20 protein-coding genes are annotated in these 23,388 nt (G+C 62.3%); 1 reads left to right on the top strand and 19 read right to left on the bottom strand.

Annotation, left to right across the window (positions count from 1 at the left end; genetic code table 11):
• Positions 1 to 13: 13 nt before the first annotated feature.
• The 19 genes from CD932_RS02685 to CD932_RS02775 all read right to left on the bottom strand — a co-directional run bounded on the left by CD932_RS02685 (position 14) and on the right by CD932_RS02775 (position 22,048).
• Positions 14 to 904 carry a protein-L-isoaspartate(D-aspartate) O-methyltransferase gene (locus CD932_RS02685; RefSeq protein ID WP_094441283.1) on the bottom strand — a complete coding sequence of 297 codons (891 nt, stop codon included), beginning with the start codon at positions 902 to 904 and terminating at the stop codon, positions 14 to 16.
• On the bottom strand, positions 901 to 1,638 hold the full coding sequence (gene surE, locus CD932_RS02690; protein WP_094441284.1) for a 5'/3'-nucleotidase SurE: 738 nt from the start codon (positions 1,636 to 1,638) through the stop codon (positions 901 to 903). The genes CD932_RS02685 and surE overlap by 4 nt, the downstream gene beginning before the upstream one ends.
• A gap of 86 nt (positions 1,639 to 1,724) precedes the next feature.
• Positions 1,725 to 4,046: a tetratricopeptide repeat protein gene (locus tag CD932_RS02695; protein ID WP_094441285.1), complete on the bottom strand. Its 2,322-nt coding sequence runs from the start codon at positions 4,044 to 4,046 to the stop codon at positions 1,725 to 1,727.
• Between the two features lie 11 nt (positions 4,047 to 4,057).
• On the bottom strand, positions 4,058 to 4,663 hold the full coding sequence (locus CD932_RS02700; RefSeq protein WP_094441286.1) for a toll/interleukin-1 receptor domain-containing protein: 606 nt from the start codon (positions 4,661 to 4,663) through the stop codon (positions 4,058 to 4,060).
• Between the two features lie 297 nt (positions 4,664 to 4,960).
• Positions 4,961 to 6,982 (bottom strand): ATP-dependent DNA helicase, encoded by a 2,022-nt coding sequence (locus CD932_RS02705; protein WP_254926433.1) that lies wholly within the window; start codon positions 6,980 to 6,982, stop codon positions 4,961 to 4,963.
• A gap of 61 nt (positions 6,983 to 7,043) precedes the next feature.
• Positions 7,044 to 7,244 carry a YdcH family protein gene (locus tag CD932_RS02710; protein WP_065310554.1) on the bottom strand — a complete coding sequence of 67 codons (201 nt, stop codon included), beginning with the start codon at positions 7,242 to 7,244 and terminating at the stop codon, positions 7,044 to 7,046.
• Between the two features lie 127 nt (positions 7,245 to 7,371).
• Positions 7,372 to 8,079 carry a hypothetical protein gene (locus CD932_RS02715; protein ID WP_141213153.1) on the bottom strand — a complete coding sequence of 236 codons (708 nt, stop codon included), beginning with the start codon at positions 8,077 to 8,079 and terminating at the stop codon, positions 7,372 to 7,374.
• 28 nt (positions 8,080 to 8,107) lie between these two features.
• Complete coding sequence (zapE, locus tag CD932_RS02720; RefSeq protein WP_094441288.1) at positions 8,108 to 9,205, bottom strand: cell division protein ZapE; 1,098 nt, start codon at positions 9,203 to 9,205, stop codon at positions 8,108 to 8,110.
• Positions 9,206 to 9,277: 72 nt separating this feature from the next.
• A complete protein-coding gene (lpdA, locus tag CD932_RS02725) occupies positions 9,278 to 10,708 on the bottom strand; it encodes a dihydrolipoyl dehydrogenase (RefSeq protein WP_094441289.1) in 1,431 nt (476 codons plus the stop codon).
• Positions 10,698 to 11,069, bottom strand: coding sequence for a PspC domain-containing protein (locus tag CD932_RS02730; protein ID WP_094441290.1), 372 nt, complete (start codon positions 11,067 to 11,069; stop codon positions 10,698 to 10,700). The genes lpdA and CD932_RS02730 overlap by 11 nt, the downstream gene beginning before the upstream one ends.
• 116 nt (positions 11,070 to 11,185) lie before the next feature.
• Positions 11,186 to 12,445, bottom strand: coding sequence for a 2-oxoglutarate dehydrogenase complex dihydrolipoyllysine-residue succinyltransferase (gene odhB / locus CD932_RS02735; protein WP_094441291.1), 1,260 nt, complete (start codon positions 12,443 to 12,445; stop codon positions 11,186 to 11,188).
• Between the two features lie 114 nt (positions 12,446 to 12,559).
• Complete coding sequence (locus tag CD932_RS02740) at positions 12,560 to 15,412, bottom strand: 2-oxoglutarate dehydrogenase E1 component (protein WP_094441292.1); 2,853 nt, start codon at positions 15,410 to 15,412, stop codon at positions 12,560 to 12,562.
• Positions 15,413 to 15,734: 322 nt separating this feature from the next.
• On the bottom strand, positions 15,735 to 17,039 hold the full coding sequence (gene gltA, locus CD932_RS02745; RefSeq protein ID WP_094441293.1) for a citrate synthase: 1,305 nt from the start codon (positions 17,037 to 17,039) through the stop codon (positions 15,735 to 15,737).
• 121 nt (positions 17,040 to 17,160) lie between these two features.
• Positions 17,161 to 17,442: a succinate dehydrogenase assembly factor 2 gene (locus CD932_RS02750; RefSeq protein WP_094443412.1), complete on the bottom strand. Its 282-nt coding sequence runs from the start codon at positions 17,440 to 17,442 to the stop codon at positions 17,161 to 17,163.
• A 119-nt stretch (positions 17,443 to 17,561) separates the two neighbouring features.
• Positions 17,562 to 18,272, bottom strand: coding sequence for a succinate dehydrogenase iron-sulfur subunit (locus tag CD932_RS02755; RefSeq protein WP_094441294.1), 711 nt, complete (start codon positions 18,270 to 18,272; stop codon positions 17,562 to 17,564).
• Between the two features lie 9 nt (positions 18,273 to 18,281).
• Complete coding sequence (gene sdhA / locus CD932_RS02760) at positions 18,282 to 20,063, bottom strand: succinate dehydrogenase flavoprotein subunit (RefSeq protein ID WP_094441295.1); 1,782 nt, start codon at positions 20,061 to 20,063, stop codon at positions 18,282 to 18,284.
• A gap of 2 nt (positions 20,064 to 20,065) precedes the next feature.
• Positions 20,066 to 20,431: a succinate dehydrogenase, hydrophobic membrane anchor protein gene (gene sdhD / locus CD932_RS02765; protein ID WP_094441296.1), complete on the bottom strand. Its 366-nt coding sequence runs from the start codon at positions 20,429 to 20,431 to the stop codon at positions 20,066 to 20,068.
• Positions 20,432 to 20,433: 2 nt separating this feature from the next.
• Entirely contained in the window at positions 20,434 to 20,856 is a 423-nt protein-coding gene (gene sdhC, locus CD932_RS02770) for a succinate dehydrogenase, cytochrome b556 subunit (protein WP_094441297.1), read from the bottom strand.
• A gap of 316 nt (positions 20,857 to 21,172) precedes the next feature.
• Positions 21,173 to 22,048, bottom strand: a complete 876-nt coding sequence (locus tag CD932_RS02775) for a GntR family transcriptional regulator (protein ID WP_094441298.1) — start codon at positions 22,046 to 22,048, stop codon at positions 21,173 to 21,175.
• A gap of 305 nt (positions 22,049 to 22,353) precedes the next feature.
• On the opposite strand from CD932_RS02775, the gene CD932_RS02780 reads away from it, so the two are divergent.
• Positions 22,354 to 23,343 carry a malate dehydrogenase gene (locus CD932_RS02780; RefSeq protein ID WP_094441299.1) on the top strand — a complete coding sequence of 330 codons (990 nt, stop codon included), beginning with the start codon at positions 22,354 to 22,356 and terminating at the stop codon, positions 23,341 to 23,343.
• The last annotated feature ends 45 nt before the right edge of the window (positions 23,344 to 23,388 follow it).

Raw genomic sequence — 23,388 nt, forward strand, 5'->3', positions numbered from 1 at the left:
ATTGATCCGCGGATCAGATGGTCCCCGGGCGCAAAGGCACAAAATGGCAGTCTTCCAGGGCTGCGCTGGTCCATTCCATTTTTCCTACCCGGGTAATGAGTTGTAAATGCTGCAATTTGTCGCCCACCGGCGCCACCAGGCGCCCGCCTATCGTCAATTGCTCCAACAGGGCTTGCGGCACTTCCAGGCCGGCTGCGGCAAGGATGATCCCGTCAAAGGGCGCCGCCTGCGGCAAGCCTAGCATACCATCTCCATACTGCAAGCGCAGGTTCGGCACGCGCAGCGGGCGCAGGTTGGCCTTGGCCAGTTCGTGCAGCGGCTTGATGCGCTCGATGGAAAATACCTCTTTCGCCACCCGCGACAGCACCGTCGCCTGGTAGCCGCAGCCGGTGCCGATCTCGAGCACGCGCTGCAGCGCGCCGCCATTGCGCATCACTTCGATCATGCGCGCCACGATATACGGCTGGGAAATGGTCTGCTGGTGGCCGATCGGCAAGGACGCGTCGATATACGCCTGCGAGGCGAACGCCTCGTCCACGAACAGATGGCGCGGCACGGCCTGCATGGCGTCGAGCACCAGCTGGTCCTTGACGCCATGCCTGGCGACCCTGACCACCATGGCGCGCCGCACGGCGTCCGACACCAGCGGATTTTGCCTTGGTGCCGCCACCGGCACCGGCTGCGCGCGTTCGTTCGCGATCGCCTGGGCGCGCGACGGCGTGATGCCGTTTGGCGCGCCGTACACGGGCGCCGCGCCGCGCCCGGCGTTTTGCGCCGCATTCTGCGTCGCCGTTTGCGGCCGCACGATGCGCGACTGTGCCAGCGTCGGCCCCTTGCCCTGGCGCGACGGCTTGCCGGCCAGCGCATCGAGCGATAAAGGAAAACTGCGTGGCTTGTCGCTCATGCCAGGCCTTTTGCCAGTGCGCCCAGTTGCGTCACATGGGTCAGGTCGATCTGCAGCGGGGTGATCGAAACCTGCCCTTGCGCCACCGCATGGAAATCCGTGCCGGGGCCGCCTTCCCGGGTCGCGCCCACCGGGCCGATCCAGAAGATTTCGCGCCCGCGCGGATCGAGCGCGCGGATCACCGGCTCGGCCGAATGACGCTTGCCCAGCCGCGTGGCAGCCATGCCCTGCAATTGCTCGTAGGGAATGGCAGGGATATTCACGTTCAGCAGATACGGTTTTTGCAGTTCGTCAAAACGCCGCTCGACGATGTCGCGCGCCACGCGGGCAGCGGCGTCCAGATTGGCCCAGCCGAATTCGGACTGCGAAAAAGCCATCGCCGGGATGCCGAACAGATAGCCTTCCGTGGCGGCCGCCACCGTGCCCGAATACAGGGTGTCATCGCCCATGTTGGGACCATTGTTGATGCCGGACACCACCAGGTCGGGGCGCTCGAACATCATGCCGGTCAGCGCCACGTGCACGCAGTCGGTCGGCGTGCCGTTGACATAATAAAAGCCGTTGCCGGCCTTGTGCACCGACAGCGGCCGGTCCAGCGACAGGGAGTTGGACGCGCCCGAGCGGTTGCTGTCGGGCGCCACCACCACGATGTCGGCAATTGGCGCCAGCGCATCGGCCAGAGCGGCCAGGCCCGGCGCAAGGTAGCCATCGTCATTACTGATTAAGATTCTCATGCCGCGATTTTAACCGAAGCAAGGCCTGCGCTGCGTGCCTGCGACGATGCAATGCGGCATTTTTTTGCATTCCAGACAACCCCGCGTCAACGTTGTTCGATGCCCGCTTCCGACAGCGCCCCTTCCAACGCCTGCACCTCATCTTCCTGCAGCGCGAACAGCGCCTCGAGGTCGCCCTGCAGCTTGTACAGGAGCTTGAGCTGAACCATGCCGCGCTTGCGCAGCTTGCCCGGCACGCCGGGGCGCAACAGGCTGGACTTCAGGTGTCCGGCCAGCTCGCCGGCCTGGCGGTATTGCTCGCGCTCGATCATGGCCTGCAACATGGCGATCATGCTGGTCAGGGTCTCCGGCTCCTGCGTATAGGCCGCGTCATGCTCGGCCAGGATGGCTTGCTGCTGCACGGTACCGGCCAGTTGCCTCCGGCTGTGCAGGGTATCGAGATGGTCCTCGCCCAGCACGCGCGCATGCACTTCAAGCACCTGCTCCTGCACGCTGCGGGCGGCTTCGAACTCACCGCGCCGCAGCAGCGCTTCGGCCAGCTTGCGCTGGCTCATCAGCGTTTCAGGATGGTCGAGTCCGCGCGTGCGCTCGCGCGCCGCCACCTGGTTTTCATGCAACTGGCGCGCGCCAGCCCAGTCGCCGAGCCCGGCCATGATATCGGCCAGGCGGTCGCGCGTGGCCAGGGTAGCTGGATGGTCGAGGCCCAGCGTGCGCTCCTGCGCCTGCAGGATGGCGTCGAGCAGCAGGCGTGCGCCGTCCAGCTCGCCCTGCCGCCCCAGCACCTGGGCCAATACCAGTTTGCTGTGCAGGGTGTCGCCATGCTCGGCGCCAAACAGCCGCGTGCGCGCGGCGACCACGGTGACCAGCAATTGCCGCGCCTCGTCGAGCTTGCCCATGTGCAGCAAGGTGGCGGCGCGACACTCCATCGCGCCGAGGGTGCGCGGATGCTCGGCGCCCAGCTGGCGCAACTGGCTGGCCAGCACCGCATCCTGCAAGGCCAGCGCGGCCGCATAATCGCCCTGGCGTACCATGGTCTGCGCCAGGCAGGCCTTGGCGGCCAGGGTGTCGGCATGTTCGGCGCCCTGCAGCCGTGCGCGCGCTCCAGCCACGTCTTCTTCCAGCCGGCGCGCTTCGTCCAGGCTGCCCAGCTGGCGCAGCAGGCGCGCCATGCCGCTCTTGCCGGCCAGGGTATCGATATGCTCGCCACCGAGGACGCGGGTGCGGATCTCCACGCTTTGCCGGAAAGCGTCCAATGCCGGTTCCGGCCGGCCGTCTTTGCGGTACAGCTCGCCCAACCGGGCCAGATCGCGCGCCAGCGGCAAAGCCACGGCGCGGCCCGGCTCCAGCTGCAGCGCCCTGCGGGCTTCCTCGATGGCGGCCAAGAGGCCGATCTCGCGGCTCGATTGCCATGGAAAATAGCCGCCTGTCAGCCACTGCAAAAACGCTTCGAAGGTGCGCGTGAGCGAAAAGCGGTCGCCGCCCTGGTCGATGCGCACGGCCAACTGCTCGCCATAGGCGAAGGTCTTGGTCTGCTGCAACTGCACTTCATCGAAATAACTGTCGAGCGCGATCTGCGGCAAGCCGTAGGAGTTGCGCAGCAGGCGCTCGAACATCGGCTGGTAGCCGGCGATGCCCTTGTAGCTGTCGCCACGCCGCCATTCGGCGCGTTGCGCACCGTCGCCCATTTCTATGCGCGACGGCAATGGGTACACCAGCAAGGGGCGCTGTTCGTCTTCATGGCTGCGCCGGTACTCGATGGCGCGCGTCACCAGCGCATCGACGCCTTCCAGGCTTTGCCGGTTCGGCGTGAACACCACCACCAGTTTCTTTGGAAGCAAGGTGGTGCAGATGCCGGCGCTGTCGGTGCGCCCCGTGCGCGAGTCGACCAGCACGTAGCGGAAATGCCGCGCCAGCGTATCGGCAAAGCAGCGAAACAGCGCCGGGCAGGCGTCGAACAATTGATCCCAGCGCATTTGCGCCAGCCGCTCGCTGTAGCTGGCGTCGAAGCGCCCGGCGCGCATCAGGTACAGCGGACTGCCCTGGTCGACCCGCACCACGTATTGCTGCCAGTCGATGGCGTCGAGCACGCGCTCGGCCAGCGCCGCGTCGTCCTGCGCGCCGCCCTCGCCGTGCGTCGCGCCCAGTTGTTCCAGCTGTTCGCGGCAAGCCTCGAAAAACTCCAGCACGCCAGGGCATTCCTCGTGCTGATCAAAATAGTGGTGCAGCCCGGGCGCTTCCATGTCCCAGTCCAGCATCAGCACCGGCACGCTGGCGTTGTCGCGGCGCGCCAGCAGCACGGCGATATTCGACAGGGCCATGGTGCGGCCGGTACCGCCCTTGTAGGAATAAAAGGTGACGACTTCACCAGGGGCGCTCAAAGGCGGCAGGGACAGGCGTGGGCATTCCATGGCGGGGACCTTTAACGTGGGAAGTGAGGGGGCGGCACGGCCCGCCACTGCGGCGGGATCTCCGGCAGGACGAAGCGGCTGCAATCATGGCCAGGCGGTGTCGAGCGCTTAAGCATTTGATAATGCCTGGCGATACGCTGCACGATTTTCTTGATATCGGGCAAAAACTGCGGATTCGACTTCAGCTCGCCGCTGGCCAGCGTGTAGGCGGAAAAATCGACGTAGAAGCCGGGGCCGGCGATTTGCGCCGGCAAGCCCTCGGTATGCTGCGTCATGATGATGGGGATGATCAGGTGGCTGGGCAGCTCGTACCAGTTGCGGCGCTCCTGTTCGATCAGTTGCATGGCGGCGAACTCGCGCCGCGTATAGCCATGCGCTTCGTATTTCGGCGTGTACAGCACGATCATGCACACGCTTTCGCACATGGCGCGCGCCACGCGCAGATCGAGGTCGTCGCCGCCGCCAAGTTGTTCGCTGTCGATGAACAGGGCGTCTTCGCGGTCGAGGTGGGGTTCCAGATAGCACGACAGGGCTTCCACCAGATCATTCTTGAACTTGTTCATGAAAGCGAAGTTTCCGTGTGCATAGCTCAAGAAACAGCCGTAGCGGATCTCCATGGCATCCCCCTGCTCCTTTACCCTGGTGCTGCCGTGCCTGTCCCGCTCCTGGACGCGGACGCTGGCGCGAACGCGGATGCGGCAGGCATGCTCCCACTGTAAGCCGCTGAGTACGTCCCAATTTGCGCACGCGCAAACCTTGTCATGAACTTGCGACTACGCTTTTTACACCAGAAAAAAGCTTGCTCATGCCATTTCCTGGCACGGCAGGCGCGCAGGCAAGCTGCGCGTCGATACGCTATCTATTTGAATGCAAAGGGAAATTGGCCGGCGCAAGCGCGCCAGCCAGGAAACCGTCTAGACTTTGGCCGGCAGACTGCGGAAAAACTCGATGACGTCCGAGGACTCGCGCGTGCGCTTGAACGGCGGCAGGCTTTGCCAGATCCGCTTGCCATACGGCTTGGAAATAAGGCGTGGATCGCAGATCATCAGCACGCCACGGTCGCCTTCGTCGCGGATCAGGCGGCCGGCGCCCTGCTTCAGGTTGATGATGGCTTCGGGCAGCGAATGGTGCATGAAACCGTTCTTGCCCTGCTTTTCCATTACCTCGATGCGGGCCGCCAGCACCGGATCGTCGGGCGGCGCGAACGGCAGCTTGTCGATGATCACCAGCGACAAGGCGTCGCCGCGCACGTCGACGCCTTCCCAGAAACTCTGGCTGCCGATCAGCACGCCATTGCCGGCCGCGCGGAACTGGTCCAGCAATTCGGTGCGGCCACGGTCGCCCTGCACGAACAGCGGGAAGTCCAGACCGCGCTGCCTGAATTCGTCGGCCAGGCGTTCGGCCGCCCGCTTTACCGCGCGCAAGGTGGTGCACAGGAAAAAAGTACGCCCACCGGCCGCTTCGATGATCGGCAGGGCGCAGTCGATGACGGCGTCCGTGTAGCCCAGCGAATTGGGTTGCGGCAGGTTTTGCGGCACGAACAGCAGGCCTTGCTGGCCATAGTCGAACGGCGACGGCCAGGTGTGGGACGGTTCGCCCGTCAGGCCCATCTGTTCCGAAAAATGCTTGAAGTCATTTTTCACGGCCAGGGTAGCGGACGTGAAGATCCAGCTGCGCGGCGTGCCTTCGCGCTGGTTGTTGAAAATCGGCGCGATCGACAGCGGCGTCTTGTGCAGCTGCAAGGAGCTGGAAAACGCTTCGACCCAGAACACGGCCTCCTCGCCGGCCACGACCCTGGCTTTCGGGTCGAACTTCCAGCTGCTCAGCTGCTGCGCCAGTTCCACGCCGCGCACGCGGCATTGTTCCAGCGTTTCGGCCCGTTCGGCCTGGGTGTCGAGCACCGCCACCATGCCGTCGAGCTCGTCCTTGAGGGTATCGAGCGCGGGAAAAAAATCGCTCGACGGCGCGATCTGCGGCAGCGACAGGCGCACGATATCCTGAGGAAAGGTCAGACGCAGGTCGCGCGCGGCCTTTTCCACCACCGTGACGGTTTTCGCCCAGTCGATGCCGCGCGCATGGGCCAGCCCCTCGGCCAGCACGTCGCGGCACAGCTCGAGGATTTGCGAGGTCGACACCGTATTGCCAAAAAACAAGGTGGCGGTATCGGGCAGCTGATGCGCCTCGTCGAAGATGATGGTGTTGGCCGAGGGCAGCAATTCGGCCACGCCCGTGTCTTTCAGGGCCACATCGGCAAAGAACAGGTGATGGTTGACCACCACCACGTCGGCCTGCTGGGCCTCCTTGCGCGCCTTCATGACAAAGCAATCCTGGTAATACTGGCATTCGGCGCCCATGCAGGTGTCGCGCGTGGACGTGACCAGATTCCAGATCATGGCGTTTTCGGGCACCTTGACCAGCTCGGCCTTGTCGCCGGAGCTGGTCATCTTGATAAAGCGCGAAATCTCGCGCAAGTGGCCCACGTCGTCGCGCGAGGTCATGCGCCCATTTTGCAGCGTGCGTTCCAGGTGGTAATGGCAGACGTAGTTCGAGCGTCCCTTGAGCAGGGCGACCGAGACCGGCGCCTGCAAGGCGGCGCGCACGGTGGGAATATCGCGCAGGAACAGCTGATCCTGCAAGTTCTTGGTGCCGGTGGAAACGATGGTCTTGCCGCCCCACATCAGGGCCGGCACCAGATAGGCAAAGGTCTTGCCGGTTCCCGTGCCCGCCTCGGCGATCAGGGTGGTCTGGCTGTCGATGGCGTGGGCGATGGCCTTGGCCATCTCGGTTTGCGAGCGGCGCGGCTTGTAGCTGCCCACCGCCGGACCGAGCGGGCCGCCGGCGCCAAACAGGCGCTCGATATCGGCGTCGTGCTTGCCAGGTTCGGCTGGCACCACGTCGGCGGGGTCCGACGGCAAGCCGTCTTGGCTGGCAGGCAATAATTGGTGATCGGTCAAAATAAACTTAAGTAAGGACTGGGCCGGACGCTACTGGCGTCCCTCAGGCAGGCACATCGGGCACCAATTGCATTTTCAGCAAGGTGATATGGTCCTTCAACTGCAATTTGCGCTTTTTCAGGCGCCGCAGTTGCAATTCATCATGATGACCATCGAGCACCAGCAATTCGATGACGGCATCGAGGTCACGGTGTTCGACGTCCAGTTCAATCAGGCGCCGCTGTATATGCTGTGCATCGCTCATGTGTTGCGTTCCAGATAATGTAGGGGAAACAGACGCCGGCATCGCCGGCAAGGCCGTAGTTTAACCTGCCGCGCGCGATACGGCACGCCATTTCAGGGCCGGCCCTTGCGGCCGGCCATATCGACGGTCAGTTGACGCCGATGGGCGGCGGCGGCGCACTGGCGGCGGCGGCGGCACGGGCGGCCTTGTCGGCAGCCGCTTTTTCACGCTCGGCCAGACGCTTGGCCACTCTTTCCTGGCGCTTTACGGCTTCGGCCTGCTTGCGCGCAAAATTGGCCTCGCGTTCGCTGCGCTGCGGGGCCTCGGCAAGATCCTTGGCCTCCTGTTGTTTCACCTCGGCCGCGTGCCGGGCCTGGCGCTCGGCCAGGGTCGGCCCGCCCGGCCTGGTCGGTACCGCCTCGGGCGTGACCACTTTCATGGTCTTCGGCGTGGCGGCCGTGCGTTCGGCCAGCTCATCGCGCGCAACTTGTTGCGTGCGCGCCAGGTCGGCGTCGCGCAGGCGCACCGATTCGGCCCGCTTGAAATGGCTGGCCTCGGCTTCAATGGCGCGCAGGCGCACCAGGGTCAGGCGCCGCGTGTTCTTGGCCTGGTCCAGGCAGCTGGTCACAAAAAAACGGTCGTAACACGCCAGTTCGCGCGCCGCATAGGTGCTCTCGGCGGCGGCGCGTTCGCTGGCAACCTCTTTGAGCCTGGCGTCGGCCTCGACCATCGTCAGGGTCGGCACCACCTGCGGCATGCCCACCTCATCCATGGCCGCCTGGTGTTGCGTGGCGCAAGCCGACAGCAGCAGCGCGCATGCCAGCGCCGTGCTCCACCTGCCCATCATCGTCGTCATGATCTTCATCCTGGTTTTTTACCTTGCTTCAAACGATCGCGTCGGCAGCGCCGCGCTGTTCTTTTTCCATGTATTCGCGCGATTGCATTTCGACGATGCGCGAGACGGTGCGGTGAAACTCATTGGCCAGCATGCCATTGGTATAGAGCTGCTCGGGCGGCACTTCGGCCGACATGATCAGCTTGACCTTCTGGTCATAGAATACATCGATCAGCCAGGTGAAGCGGCGCGCCTCGGACGACTGCGCCGCCGACATGGCCGGTATCGCCGACAATATCACTGTATGAAAACGGCTGGCGATTTCAAGGTAATCATTTTGCGAGCGCGGTCCACCGCACAAGGTGGCGAAATCGAACCAGATGATGCCGCCGGCGCGGCGCAGGCAGTGGATTTCTCGGCTTTCGATACGGATGCGCGCGTCTTCGTCGGCCGTCTCGGCAATGCGCGCATAGGCGTCGCGCAGGGCCTTGTCGGTGGCCGCGCCGAGCGGCGTGTAGTAGCTGTCGACCTGTTCCAGCGCGCGGCCACGATAGTCGACGCCGGCATCGACATTCATCACGTCGAGCCTGGCTTTCAACAGCGCGATGGTCGGCAGCATGCGGTCGCGGTGCAGGCCGTCCGGGTACAGCAGGTCGGGATCATAGTTCGAGGTCATGATGAAGGACACGCCGTTGTCGAACAGGGCCGACAGCAGGTTGTACAAAATCATCGCGTCGGCGATGTCGGAGACATGGAATTCGTCGAAGCAGATCAGGCGGTATTTCCTGGCGATCCGTTTGGCCACTTCATCGAGCGGGTCGGCCACGCCTTTCAATTCATCGAGCTGCTGGTGCACGCCGCGCATGAATTCATGGAAGTGCAGGCGCGTCTTGCGCACCAGCGGCACCACCGAATAAAAACTGTCCATCAGAAAGGACTTGCCACGCCCTACCCCGCCCCACATGTACACGCCTTTCGGCACGCTCGGACGGTTGATCAGGCGCTTGAACGTGCTCGAGCGCTGGCCCTTGTAGGCCACCCATTCGTCATAGCACTGTTGCAGGCGGTCGACGGCGCGGCGCTGTGCCGCGTCGGCCTTGAAATCGCGCTGCTGCAACGCGTTCTGGTAAAACTCTTCTACGTTCATGGGGCTCGATTCAACGCGCAAGGGCGCTGGCGGCAAAAACAGCCGCCAGCGCCCCTGTATGGCTAACTGCGATTAAAAGTTCAAGGTACGCTTGTCAACGGCCAGCGCCGCTTCCTTGGTCGCTTCCGACAGGGACGGGTGAGCGTGGCAGATACGCGCGATGTCTTCGGCCGAGGCCTTGAATTCCATCGCCACCACGGCTTCCGAAATCAGCTCGGAGGCCATCGGACCGACGATGTGCACGCCGAGGATTTCGTCGGTGGTCGCGTCGGCCAGGAATTTCACCATGCCGGAGGTGTCGCCCAGCGCGCGCGCACGGCCGTTGGCCAGGAACGGGAAGCTGCCGGCCTTGTAGGCAATGCCTTCGGCCTTCAGGGTTTGCTCGGTCTTGCCGACCCACGCGATTTCCGGCGAGGTGTAGATCACCCACGGGATCGTGTTGAAGTTGGTGTGACCATGCTGGCCGGCGATACGCTCGGCCACGGCAACGCCTTCTTCTTCGGCCTTGTGCGCCAGCATCGGGCCGCGCACGACGTCGCCCACCGCCCACACGTTCGGCAGGTTGGTCTTGCAATCGCCGTCGACGGCGATAAAACCGCGTTCGTCCAGTTGCAGGCCGACCTTCTCGGCGGCCAGGCCGTTGGTGTTTGGCGTGCGGCCGATCGAGATGATCAGCTTGTCGAACACGGCGGTGACCGCCTCGCCCTTGGCGTCGACGTATTCCACGCTGACATCGTTCTTGCCCGGCGTGATGGCGCCGATCTTGCAACCGAGGCTGATCTTCAGGCCCTGCTTGGCAAACAGCTTGCCGGCTTCCTTGGCGATCTGCTCGTCAACCGCTCCCAGCAGCACTGGCAGGCCTTCGAGGATGGTCACGTCAGAACCGAGGCGGCGCCAGACGCTGCCCATTTCCAGGCCGATCACGCCGGCGCCGATCACGCCCAGCCTGGCCGGTACGGCGTCGATCGCCAGTGCGCCGGTGTTCGACAGGATCAGTTTCTCGTCGAATGGCGCGCCCGGCAGTTCGCGTGCGTTCGAACCGGTGGCGATGATGACGTGTTTCGTGCTCAAGGTTTCGTTGGCGGCGCCAACCACGCTGATGTCATAGCCTTCGCCAGCGGCGCCGGCGAACGAAGCGCGGCCGTGGAAGAAGGCGATCTTGTTCTTCTTGAACAGGTACAGGATGCCGTCGTTGTTCTGCTTGACGACGGTGTCCTTGCGCTTCAACATCTGGCCCAGGTTCAGCTTCAGCCCGGCGACATCGATGCCGTGCTCGGCGAAGCTGTGGCCCGCGTGTTCGAAATGCTCGGACGATTGCAGCAGCGCCTTCGACGGAATGCAGCCGACGTTGGTGCAGGTGCCGCCGGGAGCGGCGCCGCCCTTGGCGTTCGACCACTCGTCGACGCAAGCGACCGTGAAGCCCAGCTGGGCGGCGCGGATGGCGGCGATATAGCCGCCAGGGCCGGCGCCGATGACGACAACGTCAAATTGTTTAGTACTCATGTTTTGTTATTCCAATCTCTTCGTCCGGGACGAAAATCCACAATAGAAGGTAAATCACCACGCCAAAGCCGAAGGTCAGCGTAAACAGCACGAAGACCAGGCGCCAGATCCACGCTTCCATGCCGGAAGCGCGACCGAGGCCGCCACATACGCCGCCCAGCCAGCGGTCGCCGCGCGAGCGGCGCAGCTGGCTGAACTCTTGTACCAGGTCATTCGCGGGACCATCGCCATGGCTCGTGCCAGGCGCGTCCAGGTTGATGCCGCCCAATAGCTTGGCCTTGGCTTGCGCAAATTCGGCATCGCTTAATGCGCCAGCCAGGTGTAACTCATGCAGACGCTTGATTTCTTCAGAGACGTTCATGGGAATCCTCTTTGAGTTGAGATCAGCCAGCTGCGTCTTCTGGCACGGGTACAACGGCACTGCCTGCGCTGCCCCGGCGGCTGTGCCGGGGCGAACGCGGTACTACAGCTCCGGCATTACAGGTCCAGCAGCAGGCGTGCCGGATCTTCCAGCGCTTCCTTCATCGCGACCAGGCCCAGCACGGCTTCGCGGCCGTCGATGATGCGGTGGTCATACGACATGGCCAGGTAGTTCATCGGACGCACGACGATCTGGCCGTTTTCCACCACGGCACGGTCCTTGGTCGCATGCACGCCCAGGATGGCCGATTGTGGCGGGTTGATGATCGGGGTCGACAGCATCGAGCCGAAGGTGCCGCCGTTCGAGATCGAGAAGGTGCCGCCGGTCAGGTCGTCCAGCGTCAGCTTGCCTTCTTTTGCCTTGGCGCCGAATTCGCCGATTTTCTTTTCGATCTCGGCGATCGACATCTGGTCGGCGTTGCGCAGGATAGGCACCACCAGGCCGCGTGGCGAACCGACGGCGATACCGATGTCGAAATAGCCGTGGTAGACGATGTCATTGCCATCGACCGAGGCGTTGATGATCGGGTACTTTTTCAGGGCTGCAACGGCTGCCTTGACGAAGAAGGACATGAAGCCCAGCTTGACGCCGTGTTCTTTCTCGAACTTGTCCTTGTACTTGTTGCGCAGTTCCATCACTGGCGCCATGTTCACTTCATTGAACGTGGTCAGGATGGCGTTGGTCGATTGCGATTGCAGCAGGCGCTCGGCGATACGGGCGCGCAGGCGGCTCATCGGCACGCGCTCTTCCGGACGGTCGCCCAGGCTGGCGGCGGCAGGTGCGGCAACTTGCTGCAGGGCTGGTTTGGCGGCAGCCGGCGCAGGCGCGGCAGCGGCTGGCTTGGCGGCAGCGGCCAGGGCGTCGCCCTTGGTCACGCGGCCGTCTTTGCCGGAACCGGCGACGTCGCCAGCGGCCAGGCCTTTTTCGGACAGGATCTTGGCGGCGGCCGGCATGGCCACGTCACCCTTGGTTGCCGCTGCGGCAGGCGCCGACGCGGTCGCGGTTTCCTGTGCGGCGGCGGCCAGGGCTGGTGCGGGGATGGCCGACACTTCCAGCGGGCTGACCTTGGCCGAACCTTCGGTATCGATGATGGCGATGACTTCGCCGGCGACCACGGTGGCGCCGTTATCCTTGATGATTTGCACGATCACGCCAGCGACTGGTGCCGGCAATTCCAGTACCACTTTATCGGTTTCGATATCGATCATGTTCTCGTCGCGCGCCACTGGCTCGCCGACTTTTTTATGCCATGCCAACAGGGTCGCTTCCGCAACCGATTCCGACAACTGGGGTACTTTGACTTCGATTTGTGCCATGTAAAACTCCGTTTATTTTGTTATTGCGGCGCCGCCGCTGCGTAGCAGTGGCGGCGCTCCGTCATCAATTACCTGGTAAGGAGCCGTGCGACTCGCACGGCGCTCCATCCTTGCTTACTTGGTAAGGATAAACCCTTTTAATTTCGAGAACGCCGTTTCCAGCAGATCCTTTTGCTGGGCGTAGTGCTTGTCATAGTAACCGACAGCAGGCGACGCCGAAGCGGGACGGCCGGCGTAGGCCAGGCGTTGACCGGCTTCCAGGCCTTCGAAAATATTGTGCTGGATCTGGAACCAGGCGCCCTGGTTCTGTGGCTCGTCCTGGGCCCATACCACTTCGACCAGGTTCGGGAACTTTTTCAGTTCGGCGGCGAACGACTTGTGCGGGAACGGATACAGCTGTTCCAGGCGCACGATGGCCGTGTCCGTCTGGCCGCGCGTCTTGCGTGCGTTGACCAGGTCGTAGTAGACCTTGCCCGAGCAGGCGATCACGCGCTTGACCTTCTTGGCGTCGATTTTGTCGTCGACTTCGCCGATCACGGTCTGGAAATTGCCCTTGGCCAGGTCGGTCAGCGGCGAGCCGGCGTCCTTGTTGCGCAGCAGCGACTTCGGCGTCATGATCACCAAAGGTTTACGGAACTGGCGCACCATCTGGCGGCGCAGCAGGTGGAAGATCTGTGCGGCCGTGGTCGGCTGTACCACTTGCATGTTGTTGTCGGCGCACAGCTGCAGGAAACGCTCGGGACGTGCCGACGAGTGCTCGGGACCCTGGCCTTCGTAACCGTGCGGCAGCATCATCACCAGGCCCGAAGCGCGGCCCCATTTCACTTCGCCGGAGCTGATGAACTGGTCGATCACCACTTGCGCGCCGTTGGCGAAGTCGCCGAACTGGGCTTCCCAGATCGTCAGCGTGTTCGGCTCGGCCGTCGAATAGCCGTATTCGAAGGCCAGCACGGCCTCTTCGGACAGGACCGAGTCGATCACGGTGAACGGTGCCTGGCTGTCGGACACGTTTTGCAGCGGAATGTAGGTACCCGCATCCCAGCGCTCGCGGTTCTGGTCGTGCAGCACGGCGTGGCGGTGCACGAACGTGCCACGGCCGGCGTCCTGGCCGGTCAGACGGATCGCATAGCCCGACGACACCAGCGAGGCGTAGGCCAGGTGTTCGCCCATGCCCCAGTCCAGGTTCAGTTCGCCGCGGCCCATGGTGGCGCGGTCGCCCAGGACTTTTTCCACCAGCGAGTGGACCTTGAACTCTTCCGGCACGGTGGTGATGCGGGTGGCCAGGCGTTTGAGTTCGGTCATCGGCACGGCGGTGTCGGCCGAGTCGGTCCATTTCTTGTTCAGGAACGGCAGCCAGTCGACCGCGTACTTGTTCTTGAAGTTCGAGATGACCGGATCGACCGTGTGCTTGCCGGCGTCCATGGCGTCGCGGAAAGCGGCCACCATCTTGTCGCCGCCGTCGGCAGGGATCACGCCCTGCGCCGCCAGCTTGTCCGCGTACAGCTTGCGGGTGCCCGGGTGCTGGCCGATCTTCTTGTACATCAGCGGCTGGGTCAGCGCAGGCGTATCTTGCTCGTTGTGGCCCAGTTTGCGGTAGCAGATGATGTCGAGGACGATGTCCTTCTTGAACTCCATGCGGTAGTCGAGCGCGATTTGCGTCGCCAGCACCACCGCTTCAGGATCGTCGGCATTGATGTGCAGTACCGGCGCTTCGATCATTTTCACGACGTCCGAGCAGTACAGCGTCGAGCGCGCGTCGCGCGGGTCGGAGGTGGTGAAACCGATCTGGTTGTTGATGACGATGTGCACCGTGCCACCGGTGTGGTAGCCGCGCGTTTGCGCCAGGTTCAACGTTTCCATGACCACGCCCTGGCCGGCGAAAGCGGCGTCGCCGTGCACCAGGATCGGCAGCACTTGCGCGCCTTGCGCGTCGCCGCGGCGGTCCATGCGGGCCTTGACGGAACCTTCGACCACCGGGTTGACGATCTCCAGGTGCGACGGGTTGAACGCCAGCGACAGGTGGACCGGGCCGCCTGCGGTGGAGATGTCGGACGAGAAGCCCTGGTGGTATTTCACGTCGCCGGCCGGCAGGTCGTCGCCGTGCTTGCCTTCGAATTCTTCGAACAGTTCCTGCGGCGCCTTGCCCAGGGTGTTGACCAGCACGTTCAGGCGGCCGCGGTGGGCCATGCCGATGACGATTTCCTGCACGCCTTTTTCGCCGGCGCGCTGGATGGTTTCATCCATCGAGGCGATAAACGTTTCGCCGCCTTCGAGCGAGAAGCGCTTCTGGCCGACGTAGCGGGTGTGCAGATAGCGCTCCAGACCTTCGGCCGCCGTCAGACGGTCCAGGATGTGGACTTTTTTCTCGGCGCTGAAATTCGGGGTCGAGCGGATCGATTCGAGTTTCTCCTGCAGCCAGCGCTTTTCGGCCGGGTCGGAGATGTACATGAATTCGGCGCCGATCGAGCGCGTGTAGGTGTCGCGCAGGTAGTTCAGCAGATCGCGCAGGGTGGCGGTCTCGGGGCCAAAATAGGTATTGCTGATGTTGAACACGGTGTCCATGTCGGCATCGTTGAAACCGTAGAAGCTCGGCTCCAGTTCCGGGATCATCGGACGTTCCTGGCGCTGCAGCGGGTCCAGGTTGGCCCAGTGCGAACCGAGGTAGCGGTAGGCGGCGATCAGCTGGGTGGCGGCGACGCGCTTGCGGCCCATTTCAGCGTCGAACGAAGCGGTGACGGTGCGGATCGGACCGGCCTTGGCGCGCTCGGCGAACGAGGCCACCACGGAAGCGTGGGCGACGTCGGGCTTGTTGGTGCCATCGACGGCGGGCACGTGCTGCATCGCGTCGAAGTAGGCACGCCAGTTGTCGGGCACCGAGCCGGGATTGTTCAGATACGCTTCGTACAGGTCTTCCACGTACGGAGCATTCCCACCGAACAGGTAGGAGTTGGTCGTTAATTGCTGCATATATTGCTCACCTTTCTTCGCGCTTCGCGAGGAATTAGCGGGTTAATCTAACCTTCCGCGACACGGCCTGACCGGTTAGCGGATTGCACATCAAGTTGTGGGGAAGGGCTTGTTTACTACGCCAGCATTTCTGCATACCGTCATTTAGAATAGCACGCAGTATTGTAACGCAACAACCATTGCTTGGATTTTATTTGGCAAGCAAATGTAAGCTTTGCGGCGCCGGCGGCTGACCTGTGTTGCGCGGCAGGCAAAAAAAAGCGAGCATCGCGCTCGCTTTTTTGCGCCGGACCCGAGGGCCCGGCAGTGACAGTCGCAAAACTTACGCGCGCTGGTCCAGGGGTGGCACGTCACGCATGGTCGAACCGACAAACAACTGGCGCGGGCGGCCGATTTTTTGTTCCGGGTCGGCGATCATTTCGTTCCATTGGGCGATCCAGCCGATGGTGCGGGCCATGGCGAAGATACCGGTAAACAACGATACCGGGATGCCCAGCGCGGACTGCACGATGCCCGAGTAGAAGTCGACGTTCGGGTACAGTTTGCGCGACACGAAGTAGTCGTCGTTCAGCGCAATCTTTTCCAGTTCCATCGCCAGCTTGAACAGCGGGTCGTCCTGCAGGCCCAGCTCTTCGAGCACTTCGTAGCAGGTTTCACGCATCAGTTTGGCGCGCGGATCGAAGTTCTTGTAGACGCGGTGACCAAAGCCCATCAGCTTGACGCCGGAGTTCTTGTCCTTGACCTGCTCGATAAAGGCCGGGATATTGTCGACCGAGCCGATTTCTTTCAGCATGGTCAGCGCCGCTTCGTTGGCGCCGCCATGGGCAGGACCCCACAGGCAGGCGATGCCGGCAGCGATACAGGCGAACGGGTTGGCGCCCGACGAACCGGCCAGGCGGACGGTCGAGGTCGAAGCGTTCTGCTCGTGATCGGCGTGCAGGATCAGGATGCGGTCCAGGGCGCGCACCAGCACGTCGTTGACCTTGTACTCTTCGCACGGGTTGGCGAACATCATGTGCATGAAGTTGGCGCTGTACGACAGGTCGTTGCGTGGGTAGGTGAACGGCTGGCCGACCGAGTACTTGTAGGTCATGGCGACCAGGGTCGGCATCTTGGCGATCAGGCGGATGGCCGACACTTCGCGGTGGCGCGGGTCGTTGATGTCGAGCGAATCATGGTAGAACGAGGCCAGCGCGCCGACGGTGCCGACCAGAATCGACATCGGGTGCGCGTCGCGGCGGAAGCCGCGGAAGAAAAATTGCATCTGCTCGTGCACCATGGTGTGCTTGGTGACGGTGTCGACGAACTTGGCTTTTTCCGCCGCGTTCGGCAGTTCGCCGTTCAGCAGCAGGTAGCACGATTCCATGAAGTCGGCGTTGACGGCCAGCTGTTCGATCGGGTATCCGCGGTATTGCAGTTCGCCCTTGTCGCCGTCGATATAGGTGATCGACGAATTGCACGCGGCAGTCGACATAAAGCCGGGGTCGTAGGTGAACTTGCCGCTACCGGCGTACAGCTTGCGGATGTCGATGACGTCCGGGCCGACGGTGCCTTTGTAGATCGGAAATTCAAGCGATGGGCTGCCATCGGAGAACGACAGGGTAGCTTTTGTGTCAGAGGTATTCATGGGCTCTTCCTTCTCGGGAGTGAGTCGAAATTAAAATCAAAAATTCTGGCTGCAATTCGCCCCGCGTCTTGCGGAGCTACAGCGCGCCACTCGCACCGTTTGCAATATATCGCCCAGGCGGCTAGGCAATGCGCAGTCGTTGCAGCAGTGCACGCACATGCGGCAGATCGACTTCGCCTTCCGGCTCTTTACGGGCCAGTACCAGATCCATTAATGCATTGTCCGACAAATCGAGCAAACGCGTCAGCGCGTCGACTTCCTCGTCGGTCAATTCGGTTTCGTGCGCATCGAGAAAACGGGTCAGGATAATGTCGTTTTCCAGCAGGCCACGGCGCGAGCGCCAGCGCAGGCGCGAGCGGTTGGCCGGGTCGGCCTGATGCGAGGATAAAATTGATTCTGTCATTGGTTTTACCATCTTGCGCGTGCCGGTCAGGGCACGCCACTGCCTTGCCGGCGCCGCCTGCAGGGCAAGGGCCACTCCCCTGCCCTGCCAGCGGCGCCGGCGAAATGCGTTCTGAACGATCAGACCGCGCGGCGCACCATCAATTCCTTGATCTTGCCGATCGCCTTGTTCGGGTTCAGCCCTTTCGGGCAAACGTCGACACAGTTCATGATCGAATGGCAGCGGAACAGACGATACGGGTCTTCCAGGTTGTCCAGGCGCGCGCCGGTGGCTTCATCGCGCGAATCGGCGATGAAGCGGTAGGCTTGCAACAGACCGGCCGGGCCGACGAATTTGTCCGGATTCCACCAGAACGAAGGGCACGACGTGGAGCAGCAGGCGCACAGGATGCACTCGTACAGACCGTCGAGCTCTTCGCGCTGTTCCGGCGACTGCAGCCGTTCTTTTTCAGGCGGGATCGATTCGTTGATCAGGAACGGCTTGATCGAATCGTACTGCTTGAAGAACTGCGTCATGTCGACGATCAGGTCGCGGATCACCGGCAAGCCTGGCAGCGGACGCAGCACGATAGGCTCGGACAGCTCGTTCAGGTTGGTGGTGCAGGCCAGGCCGTTCTTGCCGTTGATGTTCATCGCGTCCGAACCGCACACGCCTTCGCGGCACGAGCGGCGCAGGGCCAGCGAGTCATCGACGTCCGACTTGATACGCTGCAGTGCGTCGAGCAGCATCTTGTCGGTGTCTTTCAACTCGACGGTGACGTCCTGCATGTACGGTTTGGCATCCTGGTCGGGATCGTAACGGTAAATTTTCAGTTTGAGAGTGCGTGCCATGGTATAGCCTTAGAAAGTACGTGGTTTCGGTTTGAAGGTATCTACCGTCAGTGGCTTGGTCACGACTGGCTTGTAGTCCAGGCGGTTGCCTTCCGAATACCACAGTGTGTGCTTCATCCAGTTGTCGTCGTCGCGGGTCGGGTAATCGTCCTGGGCGTGGGCGCCGCGCGATTCCTTGCGCGCCGCAGCCGAGACGATGGTCGCCTTTGCCGTTTCGATCAGGTTGTCCAGCTCCAGCGCTTCCACGCGGGCCGTGTTGAACACCATCGATTTGTCCTTGAACGAGACGTGCTTGCGGCGCTCGTCGAGCTTCATGATTTCTTCGACGCCCTTGTTGAGCATCTCGTCGGTACGGAACACGCCACAGTATTTCTGCATGGTGGCGCGAATGTCGTTCGCCACGCCCTGCACGGTTTCCGTGCCGGTCGAGTTTTCCAGGCGCGCCAGGCGGCCCATGGCCAGATCTGCGGCACCGGCTGGCAAAGGCTTGTTTTCCTTCGCTTTCAAACCGCTGCCCACGATATGGTTGCCGGCCGCGCGGCCAAATACCACCAGGTCGAGCAGCGAGTTGGTGCCCAGGCGGTTGGCGCCGTGCACCGACACGCAGGCGCATTCGCCGATCGCGTACAAGCCGTTGACGACCTTGGCCGAATTGTCAGGACCGGTCGGGGTGACGACCTGGCCATGGATATTGGTCGGGATGCCGCCCATCTGGTAGTGAATCGTCGGCACGACAGGAATCGGTTCCTTGGTGGCGTCGACGTTGGCGAACTTGTGGCCGATTTCCAGGATCGACGGCAGGCGCTTGGCGATGGTGTCGGCGCCGATGTGGCGCAGGTCCAGCATCACGTGGTCCTTGTTCGGACCGCAGCCGCGGCCTTCCTTGATTTCCTGGTCCATCGAACGCGACACGAAGTCGCGCGGCGCCAGGTCTTTCAGGGTCGGCGCATAGCGCTCCATGAAACGCTCGCCTTCCGAGTTGATCAGGATGCCGCCTTCGCCGCGCACGCCTTCAGTGATCAACACGCCCGCGCCGGCCACGCCGGTCGGGTGGAACTGCCAGAATTCCATATCCTGCAGCGGCAGGCCGGCACGCGCCGCCATGCCCATGCCATCGCCGGTGTTAATGAAGGCATTGGTCGAGGCGGCAAAGATACGGCCCGCGCCGCCGGTGGCCATGACGGTGGTCTTGGCTTCCAGGATCATGCATTCGCCGGTTTCCATTTCCAGCGCGACCACACCAATCACGTCGCCTTCGGCGTCGCGGATCAGGTCCAGCGCCATCCATTCGACGAAGAAGTGCGTGCGTGCGCGCACATTGCGCTGGTACAGGGTATGCAACAGGGCGTGACCGGTACGGTCGGCCGCCGCGCAGGCGCGCTGCACCGGCTTTTCGCCGAAATGGGCCGTGTGGCCGCCGAACGGACGCTGATAAATCGTGCCGTCAGGGTTGCGGTCGAACGGCATGCCGAAGTGTTCCAGTTCGTACACGACTTTTGGTGCTTCACGGCACATGAATTCGATGGCGTCCTGGTCGCCCAGATAGTCGCCACCCTTGACGGTGTCGAACATGTGCCAGAACCAGTTGTCTTCGGCCATATTGCCGAGCGAGGCGCCGATACCACCTTGCGCTGCCACGGTGTGCGAGCGGGTCGGGAAAACTTTCGACAGAACTGCGACGTTCAGGCCGGCTTCGGCCAGTTGCAACGACGCGCGCATGCCGGAACCGCCGGCGCCAACGATCACCGCATCAAAGCGGCGGGTAGGAATTGCAGATTTATATGCTGCCACGATTACACACTCCAGAGTATCTGTACCGTCCAGCCGGCACAAGCGATCAACCACAGCATGGTGGCAATTTGCAGAGCCAGGCGCAGGCCCGTGGCTTTCACGTAGTCCATCCAGACATCGCGCATGCCGACCCATGCGTGGTAAAACAGCGCCAGGAAAGTCACCAGGCTGAATAATTTGAACCATTGCTGCGCAAACAGACCTGCCCAGCCTTCATAGCTGAAGTTTTTGCCAGTCAGGAACGTCACCAGCAGGATGGCGACATACGCCACCATGACGAGGGCGGTCACGCGCTGGGCCAGCCAGTCGCGCAAGCCATAGTGGGCGCCGACGACGAGGCGTTTCGGTCCGATGTTATTGTCTGCCATGTTTAAAATACTCCAAACAGTTTCAAAGCGACCAGGGCGGTCAGCACCAGGCTCACGACCAGCACGGTCGAAGCGGTCTTGCGGGCCGGCTCTTTTTCGATGGCGACGTGCACATCCATGAACAGATGGCGGATGCCGGCGCAGAAGTGGTGCAGGAAGGCCCATACCAGGCCGAGGGTGATCAGCTTGACGAACCAGTGCGCGGCGATGCCCTGGAAGTAAGCGTAAGACATTTCGGAACGCAGGCTCAGTTCCAGCATGTACAGGATGCACGGCAGCAGGGCGAACATGATGAATCCGCTGACGCGATGCAGAATGGACACGATGGAACCGACCGCCATGCGGTAGTTGGACAATTCGGCAACATGAATGTTACGGAATTGCGGCCGTTCTTTTTTTGGCACTTCTTTTACGGCTTCAGACATAACAAAAACCTCCCCTTTGAACTGAACTAAATATTGGAAGCCGCGATTTTCGCCGATTTTCGCAGGCCCTACCACTATCTATTGTCACACATAACCAAAATGGTTTTTTTACTACACGATACCGCGCTACTTTCCGTAGTTCACGTAATTTAATTACAGAAACGCTGGCAAAAAACGACCCGCCGTTGGCGTAAGCCTGGCGGGCCGCGCTTTGCCTGCGATTTCTGCTGTCTCCGGCGCCTGCTTGCGCAGGCACGTTACTAACGATGTACTTGAGCCTGTCCGCTTGTGCGGGCGCCGCAGCGCCCCGCGGCTGTCAGCTCAGTTCATTCTGATAATGATGGCGGCTGGTCAGGTACAGGCCACGGCGCAGCTCCACCGGCTTGTCGCCGTAGGTGAACGACACGCGTTCGGAACTGAGCAAGGGCGTGCCCGCCTCGACATTCAACAACTGGGCCGCGCCCGCGTCGGCGCACACGGCGCGGATCTGCTCGGAGGCGCGTATCATGCGCGTGCCGAACTCGGTTTCGAACAGACCGTACATCGGCCCCTTGTATTCGACCAGGCGCTCGGCCGTCAGGCCCTTGAAGATCAGGCCGGGCAGCCACAGCTCTTCGAGCACGGTCGGCACGCCGTCGAAATACTGGACCCGCTTGATGAAAATGACCGCGTCGCCCGATTTCAATTCCATCAGGCGCGCCACGTCGGCCGGCGCGCGCACGCGCTTGACTTCGATGAACTTGCTTTCAGGATAGTGCGGCACGCCCTCGTCGGGCACCAGGCGCAGAAAGCGGAAATGCGCGCGCGCCTCGTGATGGGTGGCCACAAACGTGCCCTTGCCCTGGCGGCGCATGACAAGGTTTTCGGCCGCCAGCTCGTCGATGGCCTTGCGCACCGTGCCTTGGCTGACCTTGAAACGGCCCGCCAGTTCGACTTCGCTGGGAATCAGTTCGCCCGGCTTCCACTCGCCCGACTGCAGGCTTTGCGTGATCAGGGCCTTGATCTGCTGATAGAGAGGACTGAAGGTGGGCGAAGCGGCGGGAGCGCTGGGAACGGCGGCCGGCGCTGGCGCGGCGGCCGGCGCCGCAGCGGCGTCAGGCGGGTTGGGCGTCGCTGGCGTGCCGGCGGTCGGACTGACCGCCCCGCTTGCAGCAGTGGCATGGTTGGTCAGATTGGACGAGGCGGAATTCATAGTGCGACATTTCAACACAAATCACTGCGTACGTCCAGTAAAACACCCGTACTTATCTGTCTTATATAAGACATAAGATAGGATTGACAGATACAAATCAGCGGCCTACACTGCCCCCGGCAAACTGATGGTGTCATGCCAGCGCGTTGTTGGCCAGCCACTCTGGCCTGTAACGGCAAGGGCGCGACGGCGCGCACCACTGTCAATTCGGTGGCGACAGCCGATTTTGGTATCATTACAGTTTTTCCGAACCAGCGTAAGCTCAGCTTCAAGCCCGTTTTCTTTCCCATTTTTGGAGATTCATCATGGCAAAAACCCCTATGCGTGTTGCAGTGACCGGCGCCGCCGGCCAGATCGGCTACGCCCTGTTGTTCCGCATCGCCAACGGCGACATGCTCGGCAAGGACCAGCCTGTTATCTTGCAATTGCTTGAAATCGCGGACGAAAAAGCCCAGAAGGCGCTCAAGGGCGTGATGATGGAAATCGACGACTGCGCTTTCCCGCTGCTGACGGAAATGACGGCCCACTCCGATCCCATGACCGCCTTCAAGGATGTCGACGTTGCCGTGCTGGTTGGCGCCCGTCCACGCGGCCCAGGCATGGAACGCAAGGACCTGCTGGAAGCCAATGCCCAGATCTTCACGGTGCAAGGCAAGGCGCTCGACGCCGTCGCTTCGCGCAACGTCAAAGTGTTGGTGGTCGGCAACCCGGCCAACACCAACGCCTATATCGCCATGAAATCGGCGCCATCGCTGCCGGCGAAAAACTTCACCGCCATGCTGCGCCTGGACCACAATCGCGCGCTGTCGCAAGTGGCTGCCAAGACCGGCACCGCCGTGAAAGACATCGAAAAGCTGACCGTGTGGGGCAATCACTCGCCAACCATGTATGCTGACTACCGTTTCGCCACCGTCAATGGCAAGGCCGTCAAGGACCTGATCAACGACCAGGAATGGAACGCCAACACCTTCCTGCCGACCGTCGGCAAGCGCGGCGCCGCCATCATCGAAGCGCGCGGCCTGTCATCGGCAGCGTCGGCAGCGAATGCCGCCATCGACCACATCCATGACTGGATGCTGGGCACGAATGGCAAATGGACCACCATGGGCGTACCGTCCGATGGTTCGTATGGCATTCCTGAAGGCACCGTGTTCGGCTTCCCTGTGACCACGGACAACGGCGAATACACCATCGTTCAAGGCCTGGAAATCGATGCATTCTCGCAAGAGCGCATCAACCTGACCCTGAAAGAACTGACCGAAGAGCGTGAAGGCGTGAAACACCTGCTCGCTTAAGTCCAGTCAAATTCCGGCGACGCGGTGTACACTGCGTCGCCCGCC

Origin of the sequence: Janthinobacterium sp. PC23-8 (assembly GCF_002250505.1) — a bacterium.
Lineage (GTDB): Bacteria > Pseudomonadota > Gammaproteobacteria > Burkholderiales > Burkholderiaceae_D > Janthinobacterium.